The organism is Micromonospora sp. CNZ295, assembly GCF_004217535.1.
The window spans coordinates 3,996,895-4,022,734 of record NZ_SHKZ01000001.1; the positions used below are offsets into that span (position 1 = coordinate 3,996,895).

A 25,840-nucleotide genomic window follows, 5' to 3' on the forward strand; every position below is an offset into this window, starting at 1 on the left:
TGCCTGTGCCTGTGCCTGTGCCTGTGCCTGTGCCTGTGCCTGTGCCTGTGCCTGTGCCTGTGCCTGTGCCTGTGCCTGTGCCTGTGCCGGCCGGCAGCGCCTAGGCTCTGGCGCATGGCGAGGTACTACGACGTGCACCCGGACAACCCGCAACCCCGGATCCTCCGGCAGGTCGTCGACCTGGTCCGCGACGGCGGCCTGATCGCGTACCCCACCGACTCGTGCTTCGCGCTCGGCTGCCGGCTGGGCAACCGCGACGGGCTGGACCGGATCCGCGCCATCCGCGACCTCGACGAGCGGCACCACTTCACCCTGGTGTGCCGGGACTTCGCGCAGCTCGGCCAGTTCGTGCACGTCAGCAATTCGGTCTTCCGCCTGGTGAAGGCGTCCACCCCGGGCAGCTACACGTTCATCCTGCCGGCGACCAGGGAGGTGCCGCGCCGGATGCTGCACCCGAGGAAACGCACCGTCGGCGTACGGGTGCCCGCGCACACCGTCACCCAGGCGCTGCTGGCCGAGCTCGGCGAGCCCCTGGTGTCGAGCACCCTGATCCTGCCCGGCGAGCAGGAGGCGCTGACCCAGGGCTGGGAGATCAAGGAACGGCTGGACCACGTCCTCGACGCGGTGCTGGACGCGGGCGACGGCGGCAAGGAGCCGACCACCGTGGTCGACCTGTCCGGGGACGAGCCGGAGGTGTTGCGCCGGGGCGCCGGCGACCCGTCCCGCTTCGAGTGACCGGCGCCCGGCTCCGGGTCGGCCCGCTCAGCCCAGCCACGCCGTCAGCAGCGCGCCGACCAGCGCGCCGGCCAGGAACGTCAGGGCGTACGGCGCGACCCGTCGGGCCGTCGCGCGCACCCCGGTGACGGCGAGCAGGTCGATCGGCTCGGCCGGGCCGCGCGGGGCGGGCACCGCCGGGGCAGCCGCCGCCGACGGGGCGGCGGCGGGCTGAGCGGCCGGCGCGGCGGGCGGGCCGACGGACGACGCCGGCACGCTGTCGTCGGCGACGGCCGTCAGCGCGGTGGCGCCGTCGGTCGACGGGCCGGCCGCGGTGGCGGCCCGGTCCTCGACGGCGGCCGTGACCCCTCCGGCGTCCGGCGCGGCAGCCGTGACCCCTCCGGCGTCCGGCGCGGCAGCCGTGACCCCTCCGGCGTCCGGCGCGGCAGCCGCGGTGTCGCCGGGGTCCGGCGCGGCGGCTGTGGACCCGCCGGCGGGGGCCGTGGCGGCGGTCGCCGGGGCGAGCTTCCCGGCGAGGCAGGTGGTGAACTGCTCCAGCAGGCGGGCGCTCACGTCCGCGATCATCCCGCGCCCGAGCTGGGCCACCCGCCCGGAGATGGTGAGGTCGGTCAGCACGGTGACGGCGGTGACGGCACCGTCGGCGCGCAGGGTGGCGTGGACCCGGGCGGACGCCGAGCCGGCCCCCTTGGTGTCCCGCCCGGACGCCTCGACCACCACCCGGTGCGCCGTGGCGTCGCGTTCGACGAACCGGCCCCGGCCGGCGAACGTCATGACCATCGGCCCGAGCTTCACGCGCACGGTGCCGGTGAACTCGTCGCCCTCGTACGAGGTGAGCGCCGCGCCGGGCATGCACGGCACGATCCGTTCCAGGTCCAGCAGCACCTCCCAGGCACGGTCGACGGGTGCCGCCACGACGAAGTTCTGTTCGAGCTGCATCAGTACCGATCCAGGTTCTCGTGAATGGAACCGTCCAGTCCGGACAGTCGTTGGCCACTGCCGCCCCACCGCGCGGCGATCAGCTCCGCGGCGATGCTCACCGCGGTCTCCTCCGGCGTCCGCGCGCCGAGGTCCAGCCCGATCGGCGAGGCGAGCCGGGCGAGCTGCTCCGGCGTGACCCCCTCGGCCCGCAGCCGGGCGACCCGGTCGTCGTGGGTGCGCCGGGAGCCCATCGCGCCGACGTACGCGAACGGGTGCCCGAGCGCGACCCGCAGCGCCGGGACGTCGAACTTGGGATCGTGGGTCAGTACGCACACCACCGTGCGCCGGTCGACCCGGCCGGCCTCGATCTCGCCGGTCAGGTAGCGGTGCGGCCAGTCGACCACCACCTCGGCCCCGGGGAACCGGCGGGCGGTCGCGAACACCGGCCGGGCGTCGCAGACGGTGACCCGGTAGCCGAGGAAGCCGCCCAGGCGGGCCAGCGCCCCCGCGAAGTCGACCGCGCCGAAGACGATCATCCGTGGGGGCGGCGCGAACGCGGCGACGAACACGGTCAGCTCGTCGCCGAGGCGTTCGCCGTCCACCCCGTACCGGACCGGACCGGTCCGTCCGGCGGCGAGCATGCCGCGGACGTCGTCGGTCGCGGCGTCGTCGAGCCGGGCGGCGCCGAGGCTCCCGGCGCGCCGGTCGGGCCAGACGACCAGCCGCCGGCCCAGCCGGTCGGCCGGGCCGCGCACCACCGTGGCCACCGCGACCGGCCGGCCCGCCGTGACGGCCTCCGCCACCTCGCCGAGCTGCGGGTACGACGACCGCTCAACCCGTTCGACGAAGATCTCGATGGTGCCGCCACAGGTCAGCCCGACCTCGAACGCGTCGTCGTCGCTCACGCCGTACCGGGCGAGGCTCGGCTCGCCGGACTCGGTGACGGCCAGGCCGAGGTCGTAGACGGCGGCCTCGACGCACCCGCCGGAGACGCTGCCGACCGCCGTACCGCCAGGCCCGACGAGCATCACCGCCCCGGGTGGTCGGGGCGCACTCTGCCAGGTGCCCACCACGGTCGCCATCGCGACCGGCCGGTCCGCCCGCCACCACCCCAGGAGATCGTCGAGCACCTCGCGCATGCTCACCCACCTCCGGCGGTAGTTGACGGCACAACCATCACTATGACCCTCACGGGACCGTGCCGCCAGGGTCGATCCCGAACCGGCGGGCATCCTCGGCGGTGTCCACGTCGGCCGGGTCGGCGAGGCCGTCGCAGGGCACCTCGACCACCGCCGTGCCGGCGGCGCGCAGGTACCGCCGGGCACCCACGTCGCCGGCGGCCTCGGCGGCGATCGCCGCCCAGTGCGCCCGGCCGAGCAGCATCGGGTGGCCGCGTCGGCCGCTGTAGGTCGCGCAGGCGAGGGTGTCCTCGCCGCCGAGCGCCGCGACCCGGCGTACCGCCTCCGCGCCGACGCCCGGCGTGTCGACGAGCAGGACGACCGCCGCCGTGGCGTCGGTCCCGGCGAGGGCGGCGAGCCCGGCGCGCAGCGAGGAGCCGAGCCCGCTCGCCCAGTCCGCGTTGACGACCACGGTCGCCGCGGTCAGGTCGGCGACGGCGCGCACCCGGTCGGCCGCCGCGCCGAGGACGACCACCACCGGCGCGCAGCCGCCCTCGCGCGCGCTGCGCACCGCCCGCTCGGCCAGTGGCCTGCCGTCCAGCCGCAGCAGCGCCTTCGGGCCGCCGAGGCGGCGTCCGGCGCCGGCGGCCAGCACGAGGCCCGCGACGCCGCTCACCGCGACCGCCGGCCGGCCGGGGCGCGCGCCGCCGCGGCGGCGCGGCCGGGCGGTCCCGCCTGCCCGAGCGCCGCGAGCAGGTCGTCCAGGGCCGCCACGTCGTGGGCGCTGACCACCGCGTCGCAGTACGGCCAGGCCGCCGCCATCCCGCCGACGAGCGGTCGGTACCGGGCGCTCTTCGTGCGCGGGTTGGCCCAGACGATCCGGTACGCCAGCCGCGACAGCCGGGCCATCTCCCGCCCCAGCCGCGCGGCGTCGCCGGTGTCCCAGCCGTCGGAGATGACCAGCACGACGGCGCCACGCGCCAGACCACGCGCCCCGTACCGGTCGTTGAACTCCTTCAGCGTGGCGCCGATGCGGGTGCCGCCGGACCAGTCGGGCGCGGTCCGCCCGGCCCGCTCCAGCGCCGACGCCGGGTTGCCGCTTCGGCCGAGCCGCCGGGTCAGCCGGGTCAACCGGGTGGCGAACGTGAACACCTCGGCGTCGGCCCCGCCGGCCGCACACCAGAGCAGCTGGAGCATCGCCCGCGCGTACGGCGCCATCGAACCGGAGATGTCGCAGAGCACGACGAGGCGGCGCGGCCGGTGGCGGGGTCGCCGCCGGCTCAGCCGTACCGGCTGGCCGGCGGTGCGCCGGGCCTGCCGCAGGGTGGCCCGCAGGTCCACGGTGGAGCCCCGGGCGGCCGGCCGCCTGCGCCGGGTACGCCGCAGCGGGGTGGCCAGCCGCAGCCGGCGCATCAGCTCGGCCAGCCGCGCCAGCTCGTCGGGGGTGAGGTCGGCGAAGTCCCGCTCGGCGAGCCGCTCGGTGGCGGCGGCGAGTGCGCGGTGCGGCGTCTCGGTGGCCGCGCGGGTGTCGCGGTGACCGGCGTCGGCGAACCACGGCTGGCCGCCGGCCGGATGGGGCCGCTGGGCCGGTGCGGGCGGGGCGGCTGGCGCCCCGCTCAGCGCGGGGTCGGTGTCGCCGGCGTCGCCGCGCTGCTCGCCGGGGTCGGCGAAGCCGCCGAAGACGAGGTCGAAGACCCGGTCGAAGACCGGCCGGTCGTGCGGGTCGGCCAGCAGCGTGGCCGTGGCGCACCAGTAGAGGGCGCGGGTCGTGGTGGGCCGGACCAGCAGGACGGCGCGGGCGAACCGCTCGCTGCGGTCCGGCCCGACCGGCATCCCGGCACCGTGCAGCGCCGCGCCGAACCGGGCCGCCAGCGCCGCGAGGTCGGTCGGCTCCGGGTCCGCCGGACGGCAAAGGGCCGGCGACACCGGGCGTCCACCGGCCGGCGCCGCCGGGTCGCGGGCGGCCGGCGTGGCCGGGTCGCGGGCGGCCGGCGTGGCCGGGTCGCGGGCGGCCGGCGTGGCCGGGTCGCGGGCGGCCGGCGTGGCCGGGTCGCGGGCGGTCGGCTCAGGCATCGCCGACCAGTCCGGCCAGCCCGGCCTGGCGTACGGCCGTCAGGTCCTCGTCGTACTTGACCACGGCGGCCAGGGTCCGCGCGGCGGCCGCCTCGTCGAGCACGGCGATCCCGAGCACCTGCAGCGCCGCGGCCCAACTGATCGCCTCCGCGACGCCCGGCGGCTTGTACAGGTCGAGCGCGCGCAGCCGCTGCACCGCCGCCGCCACCTGGTCGGCGAGCGGGTCGCCGACCCCGGGCACCCGGCGGCGGACGATCCGCGCCACCCGGCCGGCGTCCGGATAGCCGATCCAGTGGTAGAGGCAGCGGCGCTTGAGCGCGTCGTGCAGGTCGCGGGTGCGGTTGGAGGTGAGCACCGCGACCGGCGGCAGCGCGGCGCGGCGGGTGCCCAGCTCCGGGATCGTCACGGTCGCCTCGGCCAGCAGTTCGAGCAGGAACGCCTCGAACTCGTCGTCGGCCCGGTCCACCTCGTCGATCAGCAGGACGGCTGGCCGGGGACCGGGGTGGTCGACGGCGGCCAGCAGCGGCCGGGCCAGCAGATAGTCGGGGGTGAACAGGTCCGCCTCGCGCAGCGCCTCCCCGCCGGCCTCGGCCAGCCGGATGGCCAGGAGCTGGCGCGGGTAGTTCCACTCGTACAGGGCCTCGGCGACGGTCAGGCCCTCGTGGCACTGCAACCGGATCAGCCGGGTGTCCAGCGTGGCCGCGAGCGCCTTGGCCGCCTCGGTCTTGCCGACGCCGGGCTCGCCCTCCAGCAGGATCGGCTGGCCCATCCGCACGGCGAGGAACAGCGCGGTGGCGAGCGCGTCGTCGGCGAGGTAGCCGGCGGAGTCCAGGCCGGAGCGCAGCGCGTCGACGTCGGCGGGACCCGTCACGCGTCGTACCGGGCCGGGTCGGCGGCGAACGCGGCGCGGCACCCGGCCGCGCAGAAGTACCAGGTCCGCCCGCCGTGGTCGAGCCGCAGGCTGGTCGGGGCGACGGCGACGCTCATGCCGCAGACCGGGTCGACCGCGGTGGCCAGGTCCACCACCGGGAGCTGGGTGCGTGCCCCCGGGACGGCGGCCTCGGTGTGGTCGCCGCCGTGGCGCTGCGCCGGGACCGGTGTCTCCCCGGGCTCCGCCGCCCGCACCTGCACCAGTTCCGCCAGCACCGACAGGGCCACGTCGCCGGGGGTGCTAGCGCCGAGGTCCAGCCCGGCCGGGCTGCGTACCCGGCCGGCGAGGTGGGCTGGCAGGTCGGCCTCGGCCAGCGCCGCCGGGGCCCGCGTGCGGCTGGCCACCAGCGCGACGTACGGCACGTCGGCCTCCACCGCGGCGCGGACCACCGGCGCCTCGTCATGGCCGTGCGAGGCGACGACGACGGCGGCCGCGTCGCGGGGGATCGGCGCGGCCGCATCGGTGGTCAGGGTGACGGCGTACCCGGCCGCCGAGCCGACCTCGGCCAGCGCCTGGGCGATGGGGGTGTCGCCGAAGACGTGCACCAGCGGCGCGGGCACGACCGCCTCCAGGAAGATGTCCAGGGTGCCGCCGGACAGGCACGGGTTGTCCACGACGACCATGCCCTCGGCGGCCGGTTGTCCGTCGGCCGCGGGGGTGACCCGCAGCAGCGTCGACCGGCCGGTCCGCAGCACCGCCAGGCTCTGCAGCCGTACGGTCGACTCGGCGCACGCGCCGCCCACGAAGCCCTCGATCGTCCCGTCCGGCAGGACGATCGCCCGGTAGCCCGGCTTGGCGCTGGTGGGCCGCTCGGCGCGGACCACGGTCGCGAGGACGAACGGGGTGCGCTCGGCGCGCAGCCCGTCCGCCCTCGCGAACAGGTCGACCGGTGTCATGACAGCGCCAGGTCCGTCCGCAGCGGCCGGCCCTGGATCGCCGACCACACGTTCGCCGGGGTGAGCGGCATGTCGGCGTGCCGGACCCGGTACGGCTTGAGCGCGTCCAGGACCGCGTTCACCACCGCGCAGGGCGAGCCGACGGTGGCGGACTCGCCCACGCCCTTCGCCCCGATCGGGTGGTGCGGCGACGGCGTGACCGTCGCCCCGAGCTCCCAGGACGGGCACTCCATGGCGGTGGGCAGCAGGTAGTCCATGAACGACGCGCCGAGGTGGTTGCCGTCCGGGTCGAACGCCATCACCTGCATCAGCGCCATGCCCACCCCGTCGGCGAGGCCACCGTGCACCTGACCCTCGACGATCATCGGGTTGATCCGTACGCCGCAGTCGTCGACCGCGACGAACCGGCGCACCTTGACCTGCCCGGTGTCCGGGTCGACGTCGACCACGCAGATGTACGCCCCGAACGGGTAGGTCAGGTTGGGCGGGTTGTAGACGGTCGTCGCGTCGAGGTGGCCCTCGATGCCCTCCGGCAGCTCCAGGCTGGAGTGCGCGGCCATCGCGATCTCCTGGATGGACTTGCCCTGCTCGTGGTCGCCGCGCACCTGCCAGCGGCCGGATTCCCACTCCAGGTCGTCGGGGGAGACCTCGAGCATCGCCGACGCGACGATCCTCGCCCGTTCGCGGACCTTGCGGGCCACGATCGCGGTGGCGGCGCCGGACACCGGCGTCGACCGCGAGCCGTACGTGCCCAGGCCGAACGGCGTCTGGTCGGTGTCGCCGTGTACCACCTCGATGTCGTCGGTGGGCAGGCCCAGCTCGTGCCCGACGATCTGCGCGAAGGTGGTCTCGTGCCCCTGGCCCTGCGACTGCACCGAGATCCGCAGCACCGCCTTGCCGGTCGGGTGCACCCGCAGCTCGGCGCCGTCGGCCATGCCGAGGCCGAGGATGTCCATGTGCTTGCGCGGCCCGGCGCCGACCGCCTCGGTGAAGAAGGCGACGCCGATGCCCATCAGCGGGCCGCGCCCGTGCTCGGTCCGGTGGGCCAGCTTCGCCGCCTGCTCCCGGCGCAGCTCGTCGTACCCGGCCATCTCCATGGCCAGCCGCAGCGCCTTCGGGTAGTCGCCGGAGTCGTACTCCCAGCCGGTCGCGCACGTGTACGGGAACTGCTCGGGCCGGATCAGGTTCTTCATGCGCAGCTCGGCCGGGTCCAGGTCCAGCTCGTACGCCAGCACGTCCACGATCCGCTCGACCAGGTACACCGCCTCGGTGATGCGGAACGAGCAGGCGTACGCCACGCCGCCGGGCGCCTTGTTGGTGTAGACGCCGGTGACCTTGCAGTGCGCCGCCTCGAGGTCGTACGAGCCGGTGAAGACGTGGAAGAACCCGGCCGGGAACTTGGTGGGCTGCGCGGTGGCGTTGAACGCGCCGTGGTCGGCCAGCACGTTGACCCGTACCGCCAGGATCTTCCCGTCCCGGGTGGCCGCCACCTCGCCGCGCATGTGGTAGTCGCGGGCGAAGGCCGTGCTCATCAGGTGTTCGGAGCGGTCCTCCACCCACTTCACCGGCTTGCCGCTGACGATCGAGCCGACGACGGCCAGCACGTACCCCGGGTAGATGCCGACCTTGCCGCCGAAGCCGCCGCCGATGTCCGGCGAGATGATCCGGATCTTGTGTTCGGGCAGGCCGGCGACGAGCGCGTAGACCGTGCGGTGCGCGTGCGGCGCCTGCGTGGTGGTCCACATCGTCAGCTTGCCGGTGACCTTGTCGAAGTCGGCCACCGCGCCGCAGGTCTCCAGCGGCGCCGGGTGTACCCGCGGGTAGAGCATGTCCTGCGTCACCACCACGTCGGCGCGCGCGAACACCTCGTCGGTCCGGTCCCGGTCGCCGGCCTCCCAGTCGAAGATGTGGTTGGTCGACTTGTTCTCCAGGTCGTCGCGGATCACCGGGGCGTCCGGGTCCAGCGCCCGTTTCGCGTCCACGACCGGGGTGAGCGGCTCGTACTCCACCTCGATCAGCTCGACCGCGTCCCGGGCCGAGTAGTGGTCCTCCGCGACGACGAACGCGACCTCCTGGCCCTGGTAGCGCACCTTGTCCGTGGCGAGCACGGCCTGCACGTCGTACGACAGGGTGGGCATCCAGGCCAGGTTGAGCCCCTTGAGGGTCTCCCCGGTGATGACCGCCTTCACCTTCGGGTGCGCCTCGGCCGCGGAGGTGTCGATCGACACGATGCGGGCGTGCGCGAACGGGCTGCGCAGCATCGCGCCGTGCAGCATGCCGGGCAGCTTCACGTCGTCGACGTAGGTGCCCCGGCCGCGCAGGAACCGGGCGTCCTCCTTGCGCAGCGTCCGGCCGAAGCCGACGGTGGCGCGTTCCTCCGTGACCGTCATGCCGGCACCTCCTGGGCGCTCTCGTCGGCGGCGTCGCGCGGCGTGGGCACCGGGCCCGCCGTGGTCTCGTCCGTGCCGGCCGTGACCTGGTGGGTGGCGGCCCAGCGGACCGAGCGGACGATGTTCTCGTAGCCGGTGCACCGGCACAGCTGGCCGGAGATCGCCTCCCGGATCCGCCGCTCCGACGGGTCCGGGTCGCGGTCGAGCAGGGCCCGGGCGGTCATCAGCATGCCCGGCGTGCAGAAGCCGCACTGCAGCCCGTGACACTCCATGAAGCCCTGCTGCACCGGGTCGAGCTGCCCGTCGACCGCCAGGCTCTCGACCGTGCGGACCTCGTGCCCGGCGGCCATCGCCGCCAGGATGGTGCACGACTTGACCGGCCGGCCGTCCAGCAGCACCACGCAGGTGCCGCAGTTGGACGTGTCGCAGCCCCAGTGGGTGCCGGTCAGGCCGAGCGTCTCGCGCAGGAAGTGCACGAGCAGCAGCCGTGGTTCCACCTCGCGGGTCTCGTCGGCCCCGTTGACGTTGACCGTGATCTGCACGTCAGCCCTCCTCGCCCCGGGCGCGGGCGGCGGCCCGGCGCAGCGCCCGCGTGGTCAGTTCCGCCGCCAGGTGCCGCTTGTAGTCCTCCGGGCCGCGCTGGTCGGCGGCCGGGCTGCACTCGGCGGCGGCGGCCAGGCCGGCCGCGACGAAGGTGTCCTCGGTGGCCGGTGTGCCGCGCAGCACCGCCTCGGCCCGCGGTGACACGAAGTGCGGCGCGCCGACGGCGGTCAGCCCGACGCCCGCGTCGACGACGGTGTCGCCGGAGAGCCAGAGCACCGCGCCGGCCGCGGCGACCGGGTAGTCGCCGACCCGGCGTTCGACCTTCTCGTACGCGCTGCCGCTGCCGCCGCGGATCGGCACCCGCAGCTCGACCAGCAGCTCCTGCGGGGTGAGCACGGTCTCGTACGGTCCGCGGTGGAGTTCCCGGACCGGGACCGTGCGGGTGCCGTCGGGCCCGCGCAGCACGGCGGTGGCGTGCACCGCGGCGAACACGGCGGACAGGTCCTCGGACGGGTCGGCCTGGCACAGCGACCCGCCGACCGTGCCGAAGTTGCGCACCACCGGGTCGGCGATCACCCGTTCCGCGTCGTGGAAGATGGGGAAGTGCTCGCCGGCGACGGCGGAGTCGAGCAGCTCGGCGTGGCGGGTCAGCGCCCCGACGCGCAGCTCGTCGCCCTCGACGCGGACGTAGGACAACTCGTGGAGATCGTTGATGTCGACGAGCGCGTCCGGCCGGGCCAGCCGCAGCTTCATCATCGGAATCAGGCTGTGCCCGCCGGCGACGACGCGCGCCTCGGGGCCGTGTCTGGTCAGGAGCTCGATCGCGTCTTCGACGCTGGTCGCTCTCTCGTAGGCGAATGGTGCCGGAACCTGCATCCGCACCTCCGTGGGCGTGAACCGCCGCACGCGGCGGTCATCGAGGATGCTCGCACGAACGGTGTTGATTCTTGCCCCGTCAACCACCTGTGGGCAATCCCCGTTGACGCCAATCCCGTCCGCCGTCCGGGCCGGCGCGTAGGCTGGCAGTCGTGGATCAAGAGGACCGCATCGCCCTGTTCCTCGACTACGAGAACCTCGCCCTCGGGGTACGCGACCACCACGGCGGCCCGCCGTTCGACTTCCGTCCCATCGCCGACGCCCTGGCTGAGCGTGGCCGGGTCGTGGTGCGGCGGGCGTACGCCGACTGGTCGTTCTTCGACGAGGACCGCCGGATGCTCACCCGCTCGCACGTCGAGCTGATCGAGATACCGCAGCGCATGGGCGCGTCCCGCAAGAACGCCGCCGACATCAAGATGGCCGTCGACGCCATCGAGCTGGCCTTCGAGCGCGACTACATCTCCACGTTCGTGATCTGCACCGGCGACAGCGACTTCACCCCGCTGGTGCACAAGCTGCGCGAGCTCAACAAGCGCGTCATCGGCGTCGGCGTGGAGAAATCCACCTCGGCCCTGCTGCCGCCGGCCTGCGACGAGTTCCTCTACTACGACCGCCTCGAAGGGGTGGAGATTCCGGCGCCCCGGACGCGCCGGGGACGCCCCGCGCGGGCGCCGGAGCCGCAACCGGTGGAGCAGCAGCCGCAGCCGGAGGTCGAGGAGCCGGCCCGCGACGTCGACACGCTCGCCGCACTCGTGGCGCAGACCGTCGCGGGGCTGCAGGGCAGCTCCGGCGGTGAGGTGACCGCCTCGCAGTTGAAGCGCACGCTGCTGCGCAAGGACCCCACGTTCAGCGAGTCCGACTACGGGTTCCGCACCTTCGGCGAGCTGCTGCGGCACCTGGCCGACCGGAACGTGGTGGAGCTGGCCGAGGGGCCGGCCAAGGGCGACCCGGAGGTGTCCCTGCCCGAGCACGGCGACCAGGAGACCGCGTTCGGGCTGCTCCGCTCGGTCGTCGCCGACCTGGCCGGCGCCGACGGCAGCGTCCCCCTGTCCGGCCTGAAGAACCAGCTCCGCCGGGCCCGGCCGGACTTCAGCGAGAAGAAGCTCGGCTACCGCAGCTTCCTGCAGTACTGCCGGGCGGCCGCCACGGCCGGGGCGGTCGACCTGCGGTGGAGCCCCGACGTCGACGACTACCTGCTGACGGTCGCCCGTCCCGAGTAGCGCGGCGAACCTGCCCGCGGGACGCGGACGGTCGGGGAGAGTTGCCCGGCCGGCGCACCTCACGGTCCGTCGAGGGTGAGCTGCAACCTCGGTCCGGCAGCCAGCACGTCGCCGGTGACGAAGGCCAGGTCGATGGCGGGGTAGGTGAAGGTGACCGGGCCGGCCGACGCGACCGGGACGGCGTACGCCAGATTCGGCGTCAGCGTGAACTCGACGCCGCCCAACCGGCCGGTGACGCGGGTGGCGTAGAACTCCACCGCGCCCTGCACGGTCAACCGCTGGCTGGCCAGGCGCGTGCCGCGCCCGGTCGGTCCGGGCGAGCGGAGCAGGGCGTCGTCGATGACGGCCCGGTCCATGCTGAACTTGAGCGTCTGCACCGTGCCGTCGGCGACGGGCAGGTCGACGATGCCCTCGAGGCGCAGGCCGGTCATGGTCATGGCGGAGCCGGTGATGGTCGACCCGGTGCCCGCCACCACCGGTTGCCCCGGCTCGGCGGCGATCCACGGCAGCGGCAGTCCGCGCTCCCCGCCGCCGTGCGGGCCGGGTGTCGGGTCAGGGCTGACACAGGTGGCTCCGGGGGTCGTCGGCGGAGGGGCGTCCGCGTGGGCCGACGCCGGCGCGGGCAGGGCCGGGACGCAGGCCCGTGCCGGTGCCGGCGGGGTCAGCGCCGCGGCGGCAGACAGCCCGAGCAGTCCGAGCAGCACCGCCATGAGCCGCTGATCGCGCTGCCCGGACGCCGGCGGCGACTGCGCCGGCCTTCCGGTCCGCCGGCCAGGCCGACGGTGCGATCCATACCCGAGGGACGTCGGCGGGGCCGCCCGCGGCCGGCTGCCGTCCCCGCCGGACATCAGCGTTCGTGCCGGGGCTGGCTCGCGGTCGGGGTCTCGTCGGCGCCGGTGCCGCGCTCCGCCGTCTCATCGTCGCCGGCGGACTCGTCCGACGCCGTACCGCCGCCGGCGGAGCCGCTGCCGGACCTGGCGCTCGGCCGGGTGCCGGGCACCCAGGCGAACGACAGGGCGCTGCCGACGCCACCGAGCAGGAAACCGACGAAGAAGCCGCCCAGGTTCACCGCGATCAGGGAGAAGAGCGCGGCGACCGCGGCGATCACGGCGTAGAGGATCCGGTGCTGCGGACTGAACCACATCAGCAGCCCGCAGGTCACCAGAACCGCGGGGATCAGCCAGGAGAGGAAGCCCACCGGTCCCAGCTGGAAGGCGAGCGCCCCGAACGAGACCTTGGTGGTGCCGAGGATCGCCAGGCCGGCCAGCGCGGTGAGCAGGCCGCCCCAGAACGGGCGGGTCCGCCGCCACCCGTGGAAGCCGTGCCACGCGTCGCGGAACCGGTTCGGCCGGGCGGCCTGTCGTTCGGCAGTGGCCACGTGCGTCTCCTGCCGGGTGCGGTGTAGGGACAGGTACGGGCGCGCGCGGCCTGCGCCGTCGCGGGTCCCGGTGGCAGCTCAGAAGCACTCCCGGGCGGCGGCGCCGACGTTGACCTTCAACTTCAGCCCGGTCAGGTTGAACGTCCCCGCCTGGGTGGAACGGGCCGCCTGGCGGAGGTTCGTGATGGTCACCGAGTCGGCCTGCTGGCCGAAGGATCCCGGCTCGCCGCGGGCACCGGCCGGACCGCCCTCGAGGGTCGACGCGTCCTGCCCGATGTTGATGTTCTCGAACACGACGTCGCCCTCGAGCGAGACCACGTCCAGCAGCAGATCCTTCGCGGTGGCGGGCCGGCCACCGCCGCCGGCGGTGATGGTGAGTACGACCGGAGCCCCGGGCGTCTTCACCGACTGACAGAGGTCGAAGATCTCCGCCTCGCGGATGCCGGTGACGGCGACGGGGTGCCGGGTGCCGTCGACTTCCCTGGCGACGCCGCCGTACTGGACGAAACCCTCACCCTGCAATCTCGACGCGGAGATCTTGAACGTCTGACCGGAGACGAGGAACGAGGCCGCGAGCGCGCCGTCGGCCACGGCGAACACGATCGCCGCAGCCACCGCCGCGACCGACACCATCATGGCGGCGAACCGCGACCAGCTGGTGTGACCTGGGTTGTCGAGCCGATCCTGCACGATTCCTCCTCGAGGTGGAGGTCGCGCGGAGTGGCCGGACGACGTGGCGGCCCCCCACCGGACCTCGCCACCTGTTACCGGTGGGGAGCGAGCGTGCGATGGTGTTGCAACCGTGAAGCGCAGGTCATGAACCCGCTAAGCCAGAAGCTAACACGGGCCGTGACGGTCCGTGGTTGTCAGCTCGCGGAAGGCCAGAATTGCGCCGGCCACACCACGCCGGATGGCGCAAACACCCCAGAACGGCAGCCCGGACGCTGGCGGTGAAATCCGTTGCCGGTCGCCGGATCAGCGCAGCGGGTCGAAGGGCGCCAGCTCCGCCGGCTTGCGGCCGGTGGTGATCTGCTCGGCGAGCAGCTGACCGGTCAGCGGGCCCAGCGTGATGCCCCACATGCCGTGGCCGCCGGCCGCGAAGACCCGCCGCGACCGGGTCCCGCCGATCAGCGGCAGGCCGTCCGGCGTGCAGGGCCGCGAGCCCACCCACTCGTCGACGCGGGCGTCGAGGTCCGTGCCCCGCAGCAGCGGCCGGGCCGCCTCGGCGATGGCCCGCACGCGGCGCTGGTCCAGCGGCGCCTCGGCCTTGCGGAACTCCATCATCCCGGCGACGCGCAGCCGGTCGCCCAGCGGCGTGCACGCGACGCGCTGCGCCGGGAAGTACACCGGCCCGGACGGGACGTGCTCGATCCGGACGCTGAAACTGTAGCCGCGGCCGGCCTGCACGACGGTGCGGACGCCGAAGCGCCGGGCCAGCTCGCCGAGCCAGGTACCGGTCGCCAGCACCACCGCGTCGTACCGCTCGTCCCCACCGTCGGCGGTCAGCACCCGGACGGCGGAGCCCTCGTCGCGGACGTCCACCACGTCCGCCCCGGTCACCAGCGACGCCCCGCGGGCGCGCACCGCGTCGGCGAGCGCGTGCACGTACTCCCCGGGGTTGACGAACCGCTGGCCGTGCAGCCGGATGGCAGCGCCCACCGCGTCCGACAGCGACGACTCCACCTCCCGCGCCTCGGCGCCGGTGAGCACGTCGAACTCGATTTCCTGGCCGGCGGAACGGATGTGCGCCAGCTCGTCGAGCAGCACCGAGCGCTCGGCCTCGGTCCGGTACGCGGCGAGGAATGACTTGGCCTCGTGGGTGCTGGCGGCGACGCCGCCGTCGGTCAGCGCGTCGAACGCGTCGAACGCGCGCCCGTTCATCGGGATGTACGCGCGCATCGCGGTGCGCCACTTCGCGGCGGTGCTGTGCCGGGTGAAGCCGGCCATGAAGCGCAGCAGCTTGGCGTCGGCGCGCGGCGGCACGTACACCGGCGACGACGGGCTCAGCACGGCCCGCAGCCCGTACTTCAGCACCGCCGGCTCGGGCAGGGGAGTGGTGATGCCCGGGGTGAGCCAGCCGGCGTTGCCCCACGACGCGCCCGCCGCGACGCCGGTGCGGTCGAGCACGGTGACCCGCACCCCGCGCTCCTGCAGGAACCAGGCGGTGGCCAGGCCCACCATGCCGGCGCCGATGACGGCGACGTGCTGGGGGGCGGGCGGGGGCGTTGTGGCGGACATAGCGTCTCTCCTCCGGAGCACCTGGTATATGCCCATCGTGTCCCGCCCTGCGGGATTCGTCATTGTCCGCGCAGGCCAATGATGCCGCCGTTCATTGGCCGCAGCGGACAACGTCATGGCATGATCCGGTCATGATCACGGTGGCCGGGGTGGTCGACGCCGTCGGCGCGGCGCTGCTCAAGATCGTCGCACCGGGCGCCGGGGTGGAGGTCCGCGACGTCACCCTCGCCGAGCTCGACGACGCGCCGATCGGCGAGGCCGGCGACCTGGTCCTCGGCGCCGGCATCACCACCCCCGAGGCGGCGCTCGCCGCCGTCGAGCGCAGCGCCGAGGTCGCCGCGGCCGGGCTCGTCCTCAAGCCGCCGCTGGCCGCCCACCCGGACGTGACTGCCTCCGCCGCCGCCCGCGACCTGGCCCTGGTCGAGCTGCAACGGCACGGCTCGTGGACCCAGCTCGTCTGGCTGCTGCGCGGCGTCATCGACCGGGCCGTCGCGCCCGGCCCGCCGGAGACCGGCGAGGCCGGCGTGTACGACGAACTGTTCGCCCTCGCCGACGCGACCGCCGCCATCGTCGACGCGCCCGTCACGATCGAGGACGCCCAGTCCCGCGTCCTCGCCTACTCGTCCCGGCAGGACCGCACCGACCCGGCCCGCGTCTCCACCATCGTCGGTCGCCGGGTCCCCGGCGACGTCGTCGCGCACTTCCGCTCCCGCGGCGTCTTCCGCAAGCTCGCCACCGGCAGCCAGCCGATCTACGTACCGAAGGGCCCGGACGGCACCCTGCCCCGGCTGGTCATCCCGATCCGCGCCGGCGGCGAGCTGCTCGGCTCGATCTGGGCCGTCGTCGAGGGCCCGGTGCCGCAGGAACGCCTGCGCGACCTGCAGGGTGCGGCGTCCGGGCTGGCGCTGCACCTGCTCCGCCTGCGGGTGCAGGCCGACGTGACCCGCCGGGTGGCCGCCGAACGGCTACGCGCCGCCCTGCGCTCCGCCGACGGGACGACCCGGCGGGACCTCGGCCTGCCCGACGGCCCCTGGCGGGTCGTGGCGCTCGGCGCGCACGGCGGCACCGGCGGGACGGTGGACAACCTGGCCCTGTGGGAGTCGATCGCCCGCCGGCACGGCTGGCGGCAACCGCTGATCACCGACGTCGACGACGTCCTGTTCGCGGTCGTCGCCGACCAGGGCACCGCGCCCGGGTCCCGGCGGTGGCTGGAACGGCTGGTCCACGACGTCGCCGTGCAGGACCCGGGGCTGTGCGCCGCCTCCGGCAGCGTCGCCGGGGAGGTCGCCGACCTGCCCCGCTCCCGCGCCGAGGCCGCCGAGCTGCTCGCGCTGCACGGCCCGGCCCGGCGGCGCACCCCGGTGCTGCGCTTCGAGGACGCCTGGGCCGACGTCGTGCTCCACCGCATGGTCGCCGCCGTGCCCCAGGCCGACCTGCTGGTCGGCGGCCCGCTGCCGGCCCTGGTCGAGCACGACCGCCGGCACGGCACCGACTACGTCGCCACGGTCGCCGCCTGGCTGGAGCAGCAGGGCGACCCGACGCGGGCCGCCGGCCAGCTGCACGTGCACCCCAACACGCTGCGGCACCGGCTGCGCCGCCTCGGCGAGGTCGTCGACCTCGACCTGGAGTCGCCGCGCGCCCGGCTGGCGCTGCAGATCCAGCTCGCCGCCCTGCGCCACCGGCCCTGACCCGCGGCGGACCCCGGGCCTGCGTCGCGAGGGGCCACCGTGCCTCCGGGTGCGGGTCGGCATGACCCGCCTGGCGGTGATCGGATGGCCTGGTGGAGTTCACGGTGGTGGACGTGCCCGAGCGGTTCGAGGCGCGCGACGAGACGGGCGCGACCGCCGGGGTGGTCACCTGTGCCCGGTCGACGCGCAAGGTGAGGTAGGCGGCCGTCATGTGACGCGGCCCGCACCGTCGCGGACATCGCGGTGGACAGCGCGGTGCCTATGGTCGGAGCATGAACACCGACGAGGTACGAGCCTGGCTCCGGGAGCGGGGAGCCGAGCGGATCGACCATCCCGGTGGCACCCTCTACGCGCACCTGTGCCGGGTCCAGGAACGCCTCGCGGCCCTCGGCTGCGACCCCGACGTGCAACTCGCCGGCCTGACGCACGCCGCCTACGGCACGGACGGGTTCGACGTGGTACTCCTGGACCGCAGCGACCGGACCACCCTGCCCGACCTCGTCGGGGCCGCCGCCGCGGACCTGGTGTACCGGTACGGGGTGTGCGACCGCCGGCGCAGCTGGCGGCGGCTCGCGGCGACCGGCGTGGTCCACGACCGGTTCACCGGCGAGGTGACCACGCTGGGCGGCGCGGACCTGCGGCGTTTCGTCGATCTCAGCGTGGTCAACGAGCTGGACGTCTTCGCGCAGGATCCGTCGATCCTGGACCGGCACCGCGCGTACTTCCGCGAGCTGTTCACCGCCTGGATCCCGGCGATGTCGCCGGCGGTGGCGGGCGAGGCGCGCCGGCTCCTCGACGGCGGGGCGGGGCGATGAGCGGGGACCTGCCGTTCGTCGACGAGCACCAGGTCGTCGTGGCGGCGCCCGTGGCTGCCGTGTGGCGGTCCCTGACCGCGCAGGTCACCGACTCGTTCGGGCGTGCCGGTACGGTGGCGCACCTGGTGGGCGCGGACCCGCGGCGGGGCGCCGGGACGCCGCTGGACCAGGGTGCGACCCTGCCCGGGTTCCTGGTCGCGGAGGCCGTGCCGGAATCCTTCGCGCGGCTCACCGGCCGACACCGGTTCTCCCGGTACGCGCTGACCCTGACCGTGGCCGCGCAGCCCGACGGAACGTTGCTCAGCGCGCATTCCGACGCGGCCTTCCCGGGGCCGCACGGGCGGCTGTACCGTGCCCTGGTCATCGGCTCCGGCGCACACCGCCTCTTCGTCCGGCGACTGCTGGACGCGGTCCGGCGTCACGCCGAGACTCCGTCGTCCCGGTGACGCCAGGGCCGGCGGTCGTGCACCGCCGGCCCTGGCGGCGCCCCGCGGTCGGTCAGTACCGCAGCCGGCGCAGGTAGCGGTAGCCGACCTCGGCGGTCTGCTGCGGAGTGACGTCCGGCGTGTCGTTCTCGACGATGTACTCGAGCACCGAGTGCGCCCGGAAGATCCGGCCGAAGTCGATCATCCCGGTGCCCAGGTCCGCCATGTCGCCGGTGGACTCGTGGCGGTCCTTGACGTGGTACTGCAGGACGCGCTGTGGCGCGGAGCGGATCACGTCCAGCGTGAAGCCCTCCGGGTCGGCCACGCCGTCGCCGGACTCGATGCCACCGGTGACGGCCCAGTAGAGGTCGACCTCCAGGTGTACGAGCCTGGGGTCGAGTTCGGCGGTCAGGATGTCCCACGGGCGCTTGCCGCTACCGAGGTCGATGGTGAACTCGTGCGCGTGGTTGTGGTAGCCGTAGCGCAGGCCGGCCGCGCGCGCCGCGGCGGCCTCGACGTTCATCTGCTCCGCCCAGCGCTTCCACTCGTCGGCGTTCTCCGAGTACAGGTACGGCACCACCAGGAACGACTGGCCGAGGGTGACCGCGTTGTGGATCTTCTCCTCCAGGCCGGCGGCGTCGGCGCTGATCCCGTCGTGGCTGGAGGTGGCCTTGATGCCGATGCCGTCCAGGAACTGGCGCAGCTGGGCCGCGGTACGGCCGAAGTAGCCGAGCGCCAGCTCGACACGCGGGTAACCGATCCGGGCCAGGTGGGTGAGGGTGGCGTCGTAGCCCGGGGTGCCCCAGAGCGCGTCGCGTACCGTCCACAGCTGGATGCTGATCAGGCCCGGCGGCACCCGGCGCCGACCGGTGGGCTTGACGGTGGCCTCCGCGTCCCTCGTGGCGAGCCCCGCGCCCAGGCCCACGCCGGCGAGCACCGCCAGCGATCCGCCCAGCAGGCTCCGCCGGTCGAGGGACCGCCGCAGCGCGGCTGTCCCGTCGTATCCGTAACACATGATGACTCCTTCGTGGTTCTATGCGGCCGGCACCAGGACGACCTGGTCAGTTCCGGTCAGCGACGGCAGGCCGTCGCCGCCGGCGTCGGTATAGGAGGCGACGAAGACACCGGTCAGGTTGTCGTTGACCGGGTCGTGACCGGACGGCACCGTCGTCTGGATCGAGCCGGTGCAGCCGTTGGCGGTGGTCTGCGGGTGCCCGTGGTCGTCGTGACCGAGGACGTACGTGACGCTGACCCGCGAGCAGTCGACGGGCTGGTCGTCGGTCACCCGGACCTCGAACTGCACGACGTCGCCGAACGAGAAGGCCTGGCCGTCTGCCGGCCGGACCAGCTCCACCACGGGTGTGGCGTTGCCGACCACGATCCGCACCGAGGCGGAGGCCGACAGCCCACCCGGGTCGCTGACCCGCAGGGTGGCGTCGTAGCGGCCGTTCCTCCGGTAGGTGAACGTCGGGTTCGCCGCACGCGAGTCGACTCGGCCGTCGTTGTCGAGGTCCCACGCGTACCGCAGCCGGTCGCCGTCGTAGTCGGTGGTGCCCACGCTGGAGAACGTGACGGTCAGCGGCGTCACCCCGTCGGTCGGCGTCGCCGACACCTGGGGCACCGGCGTGTGGTTGCCCGTCCAGCCGGTGTAGTCGATCCGGGCCAGCTGCGCGTCCGGGTTCTCGCTGAAGTAGCCGTCGCCGTACTCGAGGACGTAGAGCGCCCCGTCGGGGCCGAACTCCAGGTCCATCGGGTTGTCGAAGACGAACGAGGGGAGCACCGGCTCGATCCCGGTCACCGCACCGGTGGCGTCCCGGCGGAAGCCCTTCACGTAGTCCCGGGTCCACTCGTGGAACAGCGGGATGCCGTCGTAGTACGCCGGCCACGCGATCGGGGCGCGGCCCATGGTGGTCGGGCGGGAGAACTGGTACGCCGGCCCGGCCATCGGGCCGATGCCGCCGGTGCCCAGCCCGGGGAACTGTGCCGAGGGGCCGTAGCTGTACCAGACCTGCGGCTGCTCCACCGGCGGCAGCTGGCGCAGGCCCGTGTTGTGCGGCGACTCGTTGACCGGGGCCGTGCAGTCGAACTGTTGCCCGGACCGGCCGGTCGCGAAGTCGTGGTCCACGTACGGCAGCTGTGCGGTGGCGCAGTACGGCCAGCCGTAGTTGCCGGCCTTGCGGGCCGCGAACCACTTGCCGTGCCCGGCCGGTCCCCGCGACGGGTCGGGCTCACCAGCGTCCGGCGAGTAGTCGCCGACGTACAGCTCGTCGGTCTCGCGGTTCAGCTCGATGCGGAACGGGTTGCGCAGACCCATGAGGTAGATCTCCGGCCGGGTGCCGGCTGTGCCGGGGCGGAAGAGGTTCCCCCGGGGGATCGTGTACGACCCGTCGGCGCGGACCCTGATCCGCAGGATCTTGCCGCGCAGGTCGTTGGTGTTGGCCGAGGTGCGCTGCGCGTCGTACGCGGGGTTGCGGCCGGCGCGTTCGTCGATCGGCGCGTACCCGCCGGACTCGAACGGGTTGGTGTCGTCCCCGGTGGACAGGTACAGGTTGCCCGCCGAGTCGAACACGATGTCGCCGCCGACGTGGCAGCAGATGCCGCGGTCGACCGGGACGTCGAGGATCTGCTGCTCGGTGGACAGGTCCAGCCTGTCCTTGACGAACCGGAACCGGGACAGCCGGATCACGCCCTCGAACGGCGCGAAGTCCTCCGGCGTACCCCAGGCGGGCGCGTCGCCCTCGTTGACGCCGGGCGTCGACGGGTCGTCGACCGGGGTGTCCAGCGGCGGCGAGTAGTACAGGTAGACCCAGTTGTTACCGGGCTTGCCGAAGTTCGGGTCGATGGCAACGTTCTGCAGGCCCTCCTCGTCGTGCCGGTAGACGTCCAGCGTCGCGGCGAGGGTGTTGCGGCCGGACCGGGGATCGTGCAGCCAGACCTCGCCGGCGCGGGTCACGTGCAGCACCCGGCTGTCGGGCAGCACGGCCAGGTCCATCGGCTCGCCGGGCCGGTCGTTGAGGGTGACCTTCTGGAAGTCGCTCTCCGGCGGCGCGGCGGTCGTGCCGGGTTCGGCGCCGGCGGCGGTGGGGGTGGCGACGAGCGCCAGGGTGGTGAGACCCGCTACGGCGAGCGCGAGTCGTCTCGTCATCTGCCTCTCCTTGTGCTGGTGACCGGTCGGGGCAGGTGTGCTTCTCTCCTTCCTTGTGGACTGTCGTCGGGCAGCGCGAAGCCACCCGGCGGTGCGCCGGGTTGGTGTGCGTAGGGTTCCGAGCGGTTAGGTGGGGGCCAGGTCAGGTCGACGAAATACATCGACACGGGTCGACGTTACAAAAGGCGTACACACCTGTCCATAGCTTTCATCGTCGACGGTGCAACTTTTTCACGTGCCAACGAAAGTTCGCCGGAGTGGACCTACCCAAGTGGACGGTGGATCTTTCCGGGAGGGTAACCGGTCGCGAAAAGAAGCTTCAACACTGAGCTGTCTTCGGGTTGAAAAATTTCACGCACGGCTGTCGATCGGTCAGGCGAGGCGGTCGAGCGTGGCGGGCACCAGACCGTGGCCACGCGCCACGTCGATGAGCTGGCGCAGCAGTCGACGCGGCGGACGGCGGCCGGCCGTTTCCGAGCTGACGTCGATACACCAGGCGGCAGCACGATTGATGTGCCGCAGATCCCAGCGGACCTCGGTCTCCTCGATCCGCAGGCGTCCCGTGCCGACCACTCCGGACGGGGTCGCTTCCGGTACGCCGTCCAACCGCAACGCCGCACACAGGCGGACCACCTGGCCATCGTCCAGCTCGCCGGCGAAGAGCACCCGGTGGACGTCCGGGCCGGCGTTCAGCCGCAGCGGCGTACCCTTTTCAACCGGAGGTCGTCCCGGAACCGGCCGCGGAGCGCGTCCTCGTCAGGCAGCGCGCCGCCACCGAGGCGCCGGTAGGTCGCCTCCGCTGTGGACCGGTCGACGGCCGTGAGGCGGGCCCGGAGCGCTGGGTCGCTGCGGACCGCCCGGGCGAACGCCGAAGAACTCCACCAGCCGCCGTCGGCCGGGGTCCAGCCGGCGCTGCGCAGCCGCGCGGCGCAGAGGTCGTCGGTCAGGACGAACTCCTCGACCAGCAGTCCTACCACCGGAGCGTCGTTCTTCGCCGCATGCAGGAGGTAGTAGTCGAGCTCAGTGGCGGAGTCGCGCCTGGCAAGTCCCGTCGTCACGGCCCGACGGTATCGCCGGACGTGGCACGAGCGGTGTACCTGGCTCGCTGAGGTACGGGTCGGGCTGGCGGGCCCGAGAACGGCCGGCCGGGCTCCTGGTTCGGCAGGTAGGTCACCGGTTCCCACCCCACGGGCGGCCGGCGGCCCGCAGGTGGGACACGAGCGTCTCGACGGGGATGCCGAGGACGGAGGCCAGCAATGCCAACGGCTCCGGGTGACCCTTCGCGGTGATGTCGTCGAAGATCGCCAGCAGGCCACGCAGCCGGGTGTCCGCCGCCTCGGGACCGGCGGGCAGCTGGGCGATCCGCCGCTGCACGTACCGGTGGGTGACGATGTGGTGCGCGGCGGCCGGTTCCGTCTCGTGCTCGTTGGTGTTCATCGGTGCGTGTCTCCCCTTTGGGTCAGTGGTGGGTGGCGTGCCAGTCGCGCAGGAACGCGTCGACCAGGGCGTGGGCCCGGGGACGGACGTCGAAGGTGCCGGCGGCTGACCAGCTCCGCCAGCCGGACGAGCGTGGGCTGGGTCGACCAGCGGCGCGGGCGCAGGCTGTAGCCGCTCGGCATCACCGGGGTCTCGCCGGCCTGCCAGCGGCGCAGGTAGCGAAGGGCGGCCAGGCTGTCCAGCAGCACGGTCATCCCGGTCGGCGCCTCGTCGTACCCGGAGAGCAGGAAGTCGACCGCGCGCAGCTCGTTGATCAGCACCCGGGAGCGGCCGGTCGGATCCAGCCGGCCGGTGCCCCGGCCGCGGAGGCCGTAGCGTCCGTCGCTGACGACGTACGCGATGCCGCCGGAACGGCCCTTCCAGCTCGCGTCGGTCGCGGCGACCAGCGGCGCGGACCTCCCCGCCCAACGGCCGACCCGGGCGCGACCGTGCTGCTCGCCGGGCCCCGGCCGGCACGCCGAGCCGTGCGCCGCGGCCTGCTGCTCCGCCCCGTCGAGCAGCTGCCGCGCCGAGTCGAGCTCATCCCAGTGCACGGCGGTTATGGCCAGCCGCACGGCGTCGCCGATGCGCTGGCAGTCGCCGCAGCGGGTCGGCCGGGTGTAGGACCGGAGAGCGACGGCCCGGTCCTGCAGGGGAGCGGGGAGGTGGTCCAGGGCGCGCAGGAATTCATCGGTACGCACGACGCCTCCTGACGTCTCGCGAGGGATGGGGAGGGGGCCGGGCGGTGTGTGCTCGCCGCGGCGCTGTGGAGCTGATGTCGCAGACGGATCAGGCCGGCGTGATGGTCCAGTTGCCGTCGGCGGTGATCTGGACCAGGGCGGGTGCCTCCAGGGGACGGACGCCGGAGTAGCCGCCGATCTCGTTGATCAGCAGGCCACCCTCACCGGTCTCCAGCGAGTAGGCGTAGACGACGAAGTTCGAATCGCCGCGGGAGTGGGTGATCTTCGCGGCGGTCGCGTCGCCCCCCAGCACGAGCACGTCGTCGCCCTTGCCGGCTGCCTTCCCGGTGGGAGCCTTGGTGGCCATCTGGTCCACCGTGCCGATCGTCAAGGTCCAGGACCCGGATGCCTCGATCTCGAACTGGGTGGTCAGCGAGCCGTCCTCGAGATTGATCCACCGCTTGCCGGAGTAAGAGCCGATCTCGTTGACGAGCAGCCCGTCGCCGTCGCTGCTCACGATCGTGTTGCTGGAGCACTTGCAGGTGAACTTGATGACCGCCAGGTCGGTGAGGTCGGGGATGCGCACCACATCGTCGCCGCGTCCCTTGATCACCTTCGGCTTCGGAGCCGGCGGCGTCGTCGGTTCCGGTGCGGTCGTCGTGGGTGCGGCCGTCGTGGGAGCGGCCGTGGTGGGGGCGGCGGAGGTCGGCACCGCGGTGGTGGGTGCGCTGCTGGTGGGCGGCGCCGACCGCGAGCTGCTGGCACCGGCGGTTTCATCGGGGTCGCCGGCACTGATGGCACCGATGACGGCGCCTCCGCAACAGAGGGCGACGACGAGGGCGAGCCCGCCGACCAGCCAGGCCCGCGCGTTGGAGCCCTTGCCCGGCACCACAGCTCCGGAAAGGGTGGCTCCGGGCGGAGGGGGCGGGGCTGCCGGCATGGCGGGGGCGACCGGGGTAGGGGGCGGCTGCGGCGCGGGGCCGCTCGGCTCGGCGGGTTGCTCGGGCCCGAGCCCGTGCTGATTGGTCATGACGAGTCTCCTGGGCGATGTCGAGGAGGGTCGAAAATGGACTCGGACGAGCCCGAGTGATCAGTCGGTGGTGGTGAGGACCATCTGGAGTCCGTGGTCCGGGTGGTAGCTCCAGGAAGCGCGCATGCTGTTCCACTCGCCGGTCTGTCGACCGTCGAGCGCGCGGGTGGCACCGATCTCCGCGACGATCGCGTCCGGGATGTCGAGCGCCTGCCAGTAGCAGAGCAGAACGGTGTAGGGGAGGCCGGTGTCTTCCTCGCCGGCGCCGTGGAGGGTCAACGTCCTGCCCTCGTCGCCAAGCTCGGCGTAGGGGGTGCTGCCGGGGCTGCACTCTTCCCGGGCGGCGGCGAGCTCGGTGTGCTTCTCCACCGCTTTGCCTTCGGCCTCGGAGTCACCGCTCAGCAGAGCGGCGGCACCTCCGACACCGATGAACAGCAGGGCGGTTGCCGCTACAGCGAGCAGCAGCTTCCCGTTGGGACGCCCGCTCGTCCGCGCCGCGACTGGCGTCGCCGCCTCGTCCGAATCGGCAGAGGTCAACGGGGTTGCGGCCTGGTCGGGCGGTACGGGCGCGGTCGGGTCGGTCATGGCGTACTCCTGGTGTGAACGGCGAGCTGTGAACAGTCGGGGCGGGCGGGAGGTAGGCCCGCCCCGACGCGGGGGAGGGTCAGCTGAGCGCGACCTCGACGCCGCCGGAGAACGGCGAGTCGTGCAGCTCGAGCTTGGTGAGCTTGACCTTCTTGGGGATGTCGAAGACCACCACGCCGGTGACCTGGTTTCCGGGGTTGATGTCGTTGAGGAAGGTCTCGGCGTTCTTGTTGGCGTACAAGGAGGCGCCGCCGTCGGACGAGTACTCGGTGCCCTTGGCGTCGTACGCCTTCTGGCTGCTGCCGTCGAACATCTGAGCTTCCTTGCCGATGTTCTTGACGTTGATGGTGACCAGGCAGAACTGGCCCTGGGCCTTCTGGCCGAGCAGGTCGGAGCCGACCTTGGCGACGCCGCACTTGGCCGACTTCACCGTGAACTCGAACTTCCCGTCGCGGGCGGGCTGGCCGATCTTCGCGGTCTTGGGCTTGTCCTCGCCCTTGGCAGCGGTGTCACCGCCACCCGAGGTGGAGCTGCCGGCCTCGTCGGTGGCGCCGGCGCCGCAGCCCAGCGCGATGAGGGCGGTGGCGAACAGAGCGAACGTTGTGGTCTTGCGCATCGTTGTCCTCCAGGTGTGAACGTTGCGGTGTCAATGAGAGCATGAGCCGTGAACACTGTCAACG

At 73.7% G+C, this 25,840-nt stretch carries 26 protein-coding genes and 1 pseudogene; 5 read left to right on the forward strand and 22 right to left on the reverse strand.

Features of this window, described 5'->3' with window-relative positions:
• Positions 1 to 114 precede the first annotated feature (114 nt).
• Positions 115 to 735: an L-threonylcarbamoyladenylate synthase gene (locus EV376_RS18780; RefSeq protein WP_130325036.1), complete on the forward strand. Its 621-nt coding sequence runs from the start codon at positions 115 to 117 to the stop codon at positions 733 to 735.
• A gap of 27 nt (positions 736 to 762) precedes the next feature.
• Here the strand turns inward: EV376_RS18780 and EV376_RS18785 are convergent, their stop codons facing one another.
• The 9 genes from EV376_RS18785 to EV376_RS18825 are packed head-to-tail and all read right to left on the reverse strand — an operon-like array spanning position 763 to position 10,480.
• Complete coding sequence (locus EV376_RS18785; RefSeq protein ID WP_130325038.1) at positions 763 to 1,671, reverse strand: SRPBCC family protein; 909 nt, start codon at positions 1,669 to 1,671, stop codon at positions 763 to 765.
• The gene (locus EV376_RS18790; RefSeq protein ID WP_130325040.1) at positions 1,671 to 2,792 is read right to left on the reverse strand and encodes an XdhC/CoxI family protein; all 1,122 of its coding nucleotides are present in this window, start codon (positions 2,790 to 2,792) and stop codon (positions 1,671 to 1,673) included. Before EV376_RS18790 ends, EV376_RS18785 begins: the two co-directional genes overlap by 1 nt.
• 49 nt (positions 2,793 to 2,841) lie before the next feature.
• Positions 2,842 to 3,447 carry a nucleotidyltransferase family protein gene (locus EV376_RS18795; protein ID WP_130325042.1) on the reverse strand — a complete coding sequence of 202 codons (606 nt, stop codon included), beginning with the start codon at positions 3,445 to 3,447 and terminating at the stop codon, positions 2,842 to 2,844.
• Positions 3,444 to 4,844, reverse strand: coding sequence for a VWA domain-containing protein (locus EV376_RS18800; protein WP_207228206.1), 1,401 nt, complete (start codon positions 4,842 to 4,844; stop codon positions 3,444 to 3,446). The genes EV376_RS18795 and EV376_RS18800 overlap by 4 nt, the downstream gene beginning before the upstream one ends.
• Entirely contained in the window at positions 4,837 to 5,715 is an 879-nt protein-coding gene (locus EV376_RS18805) for an AAA family ATPase (protein WP_486482690.1), read from the reverse strand. The genes EV376_RS18800 and EV376_RS18805 overlap by 8 nt, the downstream gene beginning before the upstream one ends.
• Positions 5,712 to 6,671, reverse strand: a complete 960-nt coding sequence (locus EV376_RS18810) for an XdhC family protein (protein ID WP_130325044.1) — start codon at positions 6,669 to 6,671, stop codon at positions 5,712 to 5,714. Before EV376_RS18810 ends, EV376_RS18805 begins: the two co-directional genes overlap by 4 nt.
• Positions 6,668 to 9,061 carry an aerobic carbon-monoxide dehydrogenase large subunit gene (locus EV376_RS18815; protein ID WP_130325046.1) on the reverse strand — a complete coding sequence of 798 codons (2,394 nt, stop codon included), beginning with the start codon at positions 9,059 to 9,061 and terminating at the stop codon, positions 6,668 to 6,670. The genes EV376_RS18810 and EV376_RS18815 overlap by 4 nt, the downstream gene beginning before the upstream one ends.
• Positions 9,058 to 9,603 (reverse strand): (2Fe-2S)-binding protein, encoded by a 546-nt coding sequence (locus EV376_RS18820; RefSeq protein WP_130325048.1) that lies wholly within the window; start codon positions 9,601 to 9,603, stop codon positions 9,058 to 9,060. Before EV376_RS18820 ends, EV376_RS18815 begins: the two co-directional genes overlap by 4 nt.
• 1 nt (position 9,604) lies before the next feature.
• The gene (locus EV376_RS18825; protein ID WP_130325050.1) at positions 9,605 to 10,480 is read right to left on the reverse strand and encodes an FAD binding domain-containing protein; all 876 of its coding nucleotides are present in this window, start codon (positions 10,478 to 10,480) and stop codon (positions 9,605 to 9,607) included.
• Between the two features lie 152 nt (positions 10,481 to 10,632).
• Between EV376_RS18825 and EV376_RS18830 the strand changes: the two genes are divergently transcribed.
• Complete coding sequence (locus EV376_RS18830) at positions 10,633 to 11,700, forward strand: NYN domain-containing protein (protein ID WP_130325052.1); 1,068 nt, start codon at positions 10,633 to 10,635, stop codon at positions 11,698 to 11,700.
• A gap of 59 nt (positions 11,701 to 11,759) precedes the next feature.
• On the opposite strand, the gene EV376_RS30250 is transcribed toward EV376_RS18830, so the two are convergent.
• From EV376_RS30250 to EV376_RS18855, 4 genes and pseudogenes are all read right to left on the reverse strand, one after another.
• A complete protein-coding gene (locus EV376_RS30250; RefSeq protein WP_165438029.1) occupies positions 11,760 to 12,410 on the reverse strand; it encodes a hypothetical protein in 651 nt (216 codons plus the stop codon).
• Between the two features lie 280 nt (positions 12,411 to 12,690).
• Positions 12,691 to 13,078: pseudogene (locus EV376_RS18845) on the reverse strand (DUF6114 domain-containing protein); the annotation flags it as partial.
• 78 nt (positions 13,079 to 13,156) lie between these two features.
• Positions 13,157 to 13,768: a DUF6230 family protein gene (locus EV376_RS18850; protein ID WP_130325060.1), complete on the reverse strand. Its 612-nt coding sequence runs from the start codon at positions 13,766 to 13,768 to the stop codon at positions 13,157 to 13,159.
• A gap of 285 nt (positions 13,769 to 14,053) precedes the next feature.
• Positions 14,054 to 15,316, reverse strand: a complete 1,263-nt coding sequence (locus tag EV376_RS18855; RefSeq protein WP_130325062.1) for an FAD-dependent oxidoreductase — start codon at positions 15,314 to 15,316, stop codon at positions 14,054 to 14,056.
• A 131-nt stretch (positions 15,317 to 15,447) separates the two neighbouring features.
• On the opposite strand from EV376_RS18855, the gene EV376_RS18860 reads away from it, so the two are divergent.
• From EV376_RS18860 to EV376_RS18875, 3 genes are all read left to right on the forward strand, one after another.
• Positions 15,448 to 17,004 carry a helix-turn-helix domain-containing protein gene (locus tag EV376_RS18860; RefSeq protein WP_130325064.1) on the forward strand — a complete coding sequence of 519 codons (1,557 nt, stop codon included), beginning with the start codon at positions 15,448 to 15,450 and terminating at the stop codon, positions 17,002 to 17,004.
• A gap of 272 nt (positions 17,005 to 17,276) precedes the next feature.
• Positions 17,277 to 17,819: a DUF6817 domain-containing protein gene (locus tag EV376_RS18870; protein WP_130325066.1), complete on the forward strand. Its 543-nt coding sequence runs from the start codon at positions 17,277 to 17,279 to the stop codon at positions 17,817 to 17,819.
• Positions 17,816 to 18,265 carry a hypothetical protein gene (locus EV376_RS18875; RefSeq protein ID WP_130325068.1) on the forward strand — a complete coding sequence of 150 codons (450 nt, stop codon included), beginning with the start codon at positions 17,816 to 17,818 and terminating at the stop codon, positions 18,263 to 18,265. Before EV376_RS18870 ends, EV376_RS18875 begins: the two co-directional genes overlap by 4 nt.
• Before the next feature lie 52 nt (positions 18,266 to 18,317).
• Here the strand turns inward: EV376_RS18875 and EV376_RS18880 are convergent, their stop codons facing one another.
• From EV376_RS18880 to EV376_RS18920, 9 genes are all read right to left on the reverse strand, one after another.
• Positions 18,318 to 19,259 (reverse strand): sugar phosphate isomerase/epimerase family protein, encoded by a 942-nt coding sequence (locus tag EV376_RS18880; RefSeq protein ID WP_130325070.1) that lies wholly within the window; start codon positions 19,257 to 19,259, stop codon positions 18,318 to 18,320.
• Positions 19,260 to 19,277: 18 nt separating this feature from the next.
• Positions 19,278 to 21,389, reverse strand: a complete 2,112-nt coding sequence (locus EV376_RS18885; RefSeq protein WP_130325072.1) for a PQQ-dependent sugar dehydrogenase — start codon at positions 21,387 to 21,389, stop codon at positions 19,278 to 19,280.
• Between the two features lie 372 nt (positions 21,390 to 21,761).
• Positions 21,762 to 22,055 carry a hypothetical protein gene (locus EV376_RS18890; protein WP_130325074.1) on the reverse strand — a complete coding sequence of 98 codons (294 nt, stop codon included), beginning with the start codon at positions 22,053 to 22,055 and terminating at the stop codon, positions 21,762 to 21,764.
• A gap of 23 nt (positions 22,056 to 22,078) precedes the next feature.
• Positions 22,079 to 22,447, reverse strand: a complete 369-nt coding sequence (locus tag EV376_RS18895; RefSeq protein WP_130325076.1) for a hypothetical protein — start codon at positions 22,445 to 22,447, stop codon at positions 22,079 to 22,081.
• Positions 22,448 to 22,559: 112 nt separating this feature from the next.
• Positions 22,560 to 22,826: a hypothetical protein gene (locus tag EV376_RS18900; RefSeq protein ID WP_130325078.1), complete on the reverse strand. Its 267-nt coding sequence runs from the start codon at positions 22,824 to 22,826 to the stop codon at positions 22,560 to 22,562.
• Positions 22,823 to 23,566 carry a hypothetical protein gene (locus tag EV376_RS18905; protein ID WP_130325080.1) on the reverse strand — a complete coding sequence of 248 codons (744 nt, stop codon included), beginning with the start codon at positions 23,564 to 23,566 and terminating at the stop codon, positions 22,823 to 22,825. The genes EV376_RS18900 and EV376_RS18905 overlap by 4 nt, the downstream gene beginning before the upstream one ends.
• Positions 23,567 to 23,654: 88 nt before the next feature.
• On the reverse strand, positions 23,655 to 24,575 hold the full coding sequence (locus EV376_RS18910) for a hypothetical protein (protein ID WP_130325082.1): 921 nt from the start codon (positions 24,573 to 24,575) through the stop codon (positions 23,655 to 23,657).
• Positions 24,576 to 24,635: 60 nt separating this feature from the next.
• On the reverse strand, positions 24,636 to 25,160 hold the full coding sequence (locus EV376_RS18915; RefSeq protein ID WP_130325083.1) for a hypothetical protein: 525 nt from the start codon (positions 25,158 to 25,160) through the stop codon (positions 24,636 to 24,638).
• A gap of 79 nt (positions 25,161 to 25,239) precedes the next feature.
• The gene (locus tag EV376_RS18920) at positions 25,240 to 25,776 is read right to left on the reverse strand and encodes a DUF4352 domain-containing protein (protein WP_130325085.1); all 537 of its coding nucleotides are present in this window, start codon (positions 25,774 to 25,776) and stop codon (positions 25,240 to 25,242) included.
• Positions 25,777 to 25,840 lie beyond the last annotated feature (64 nt).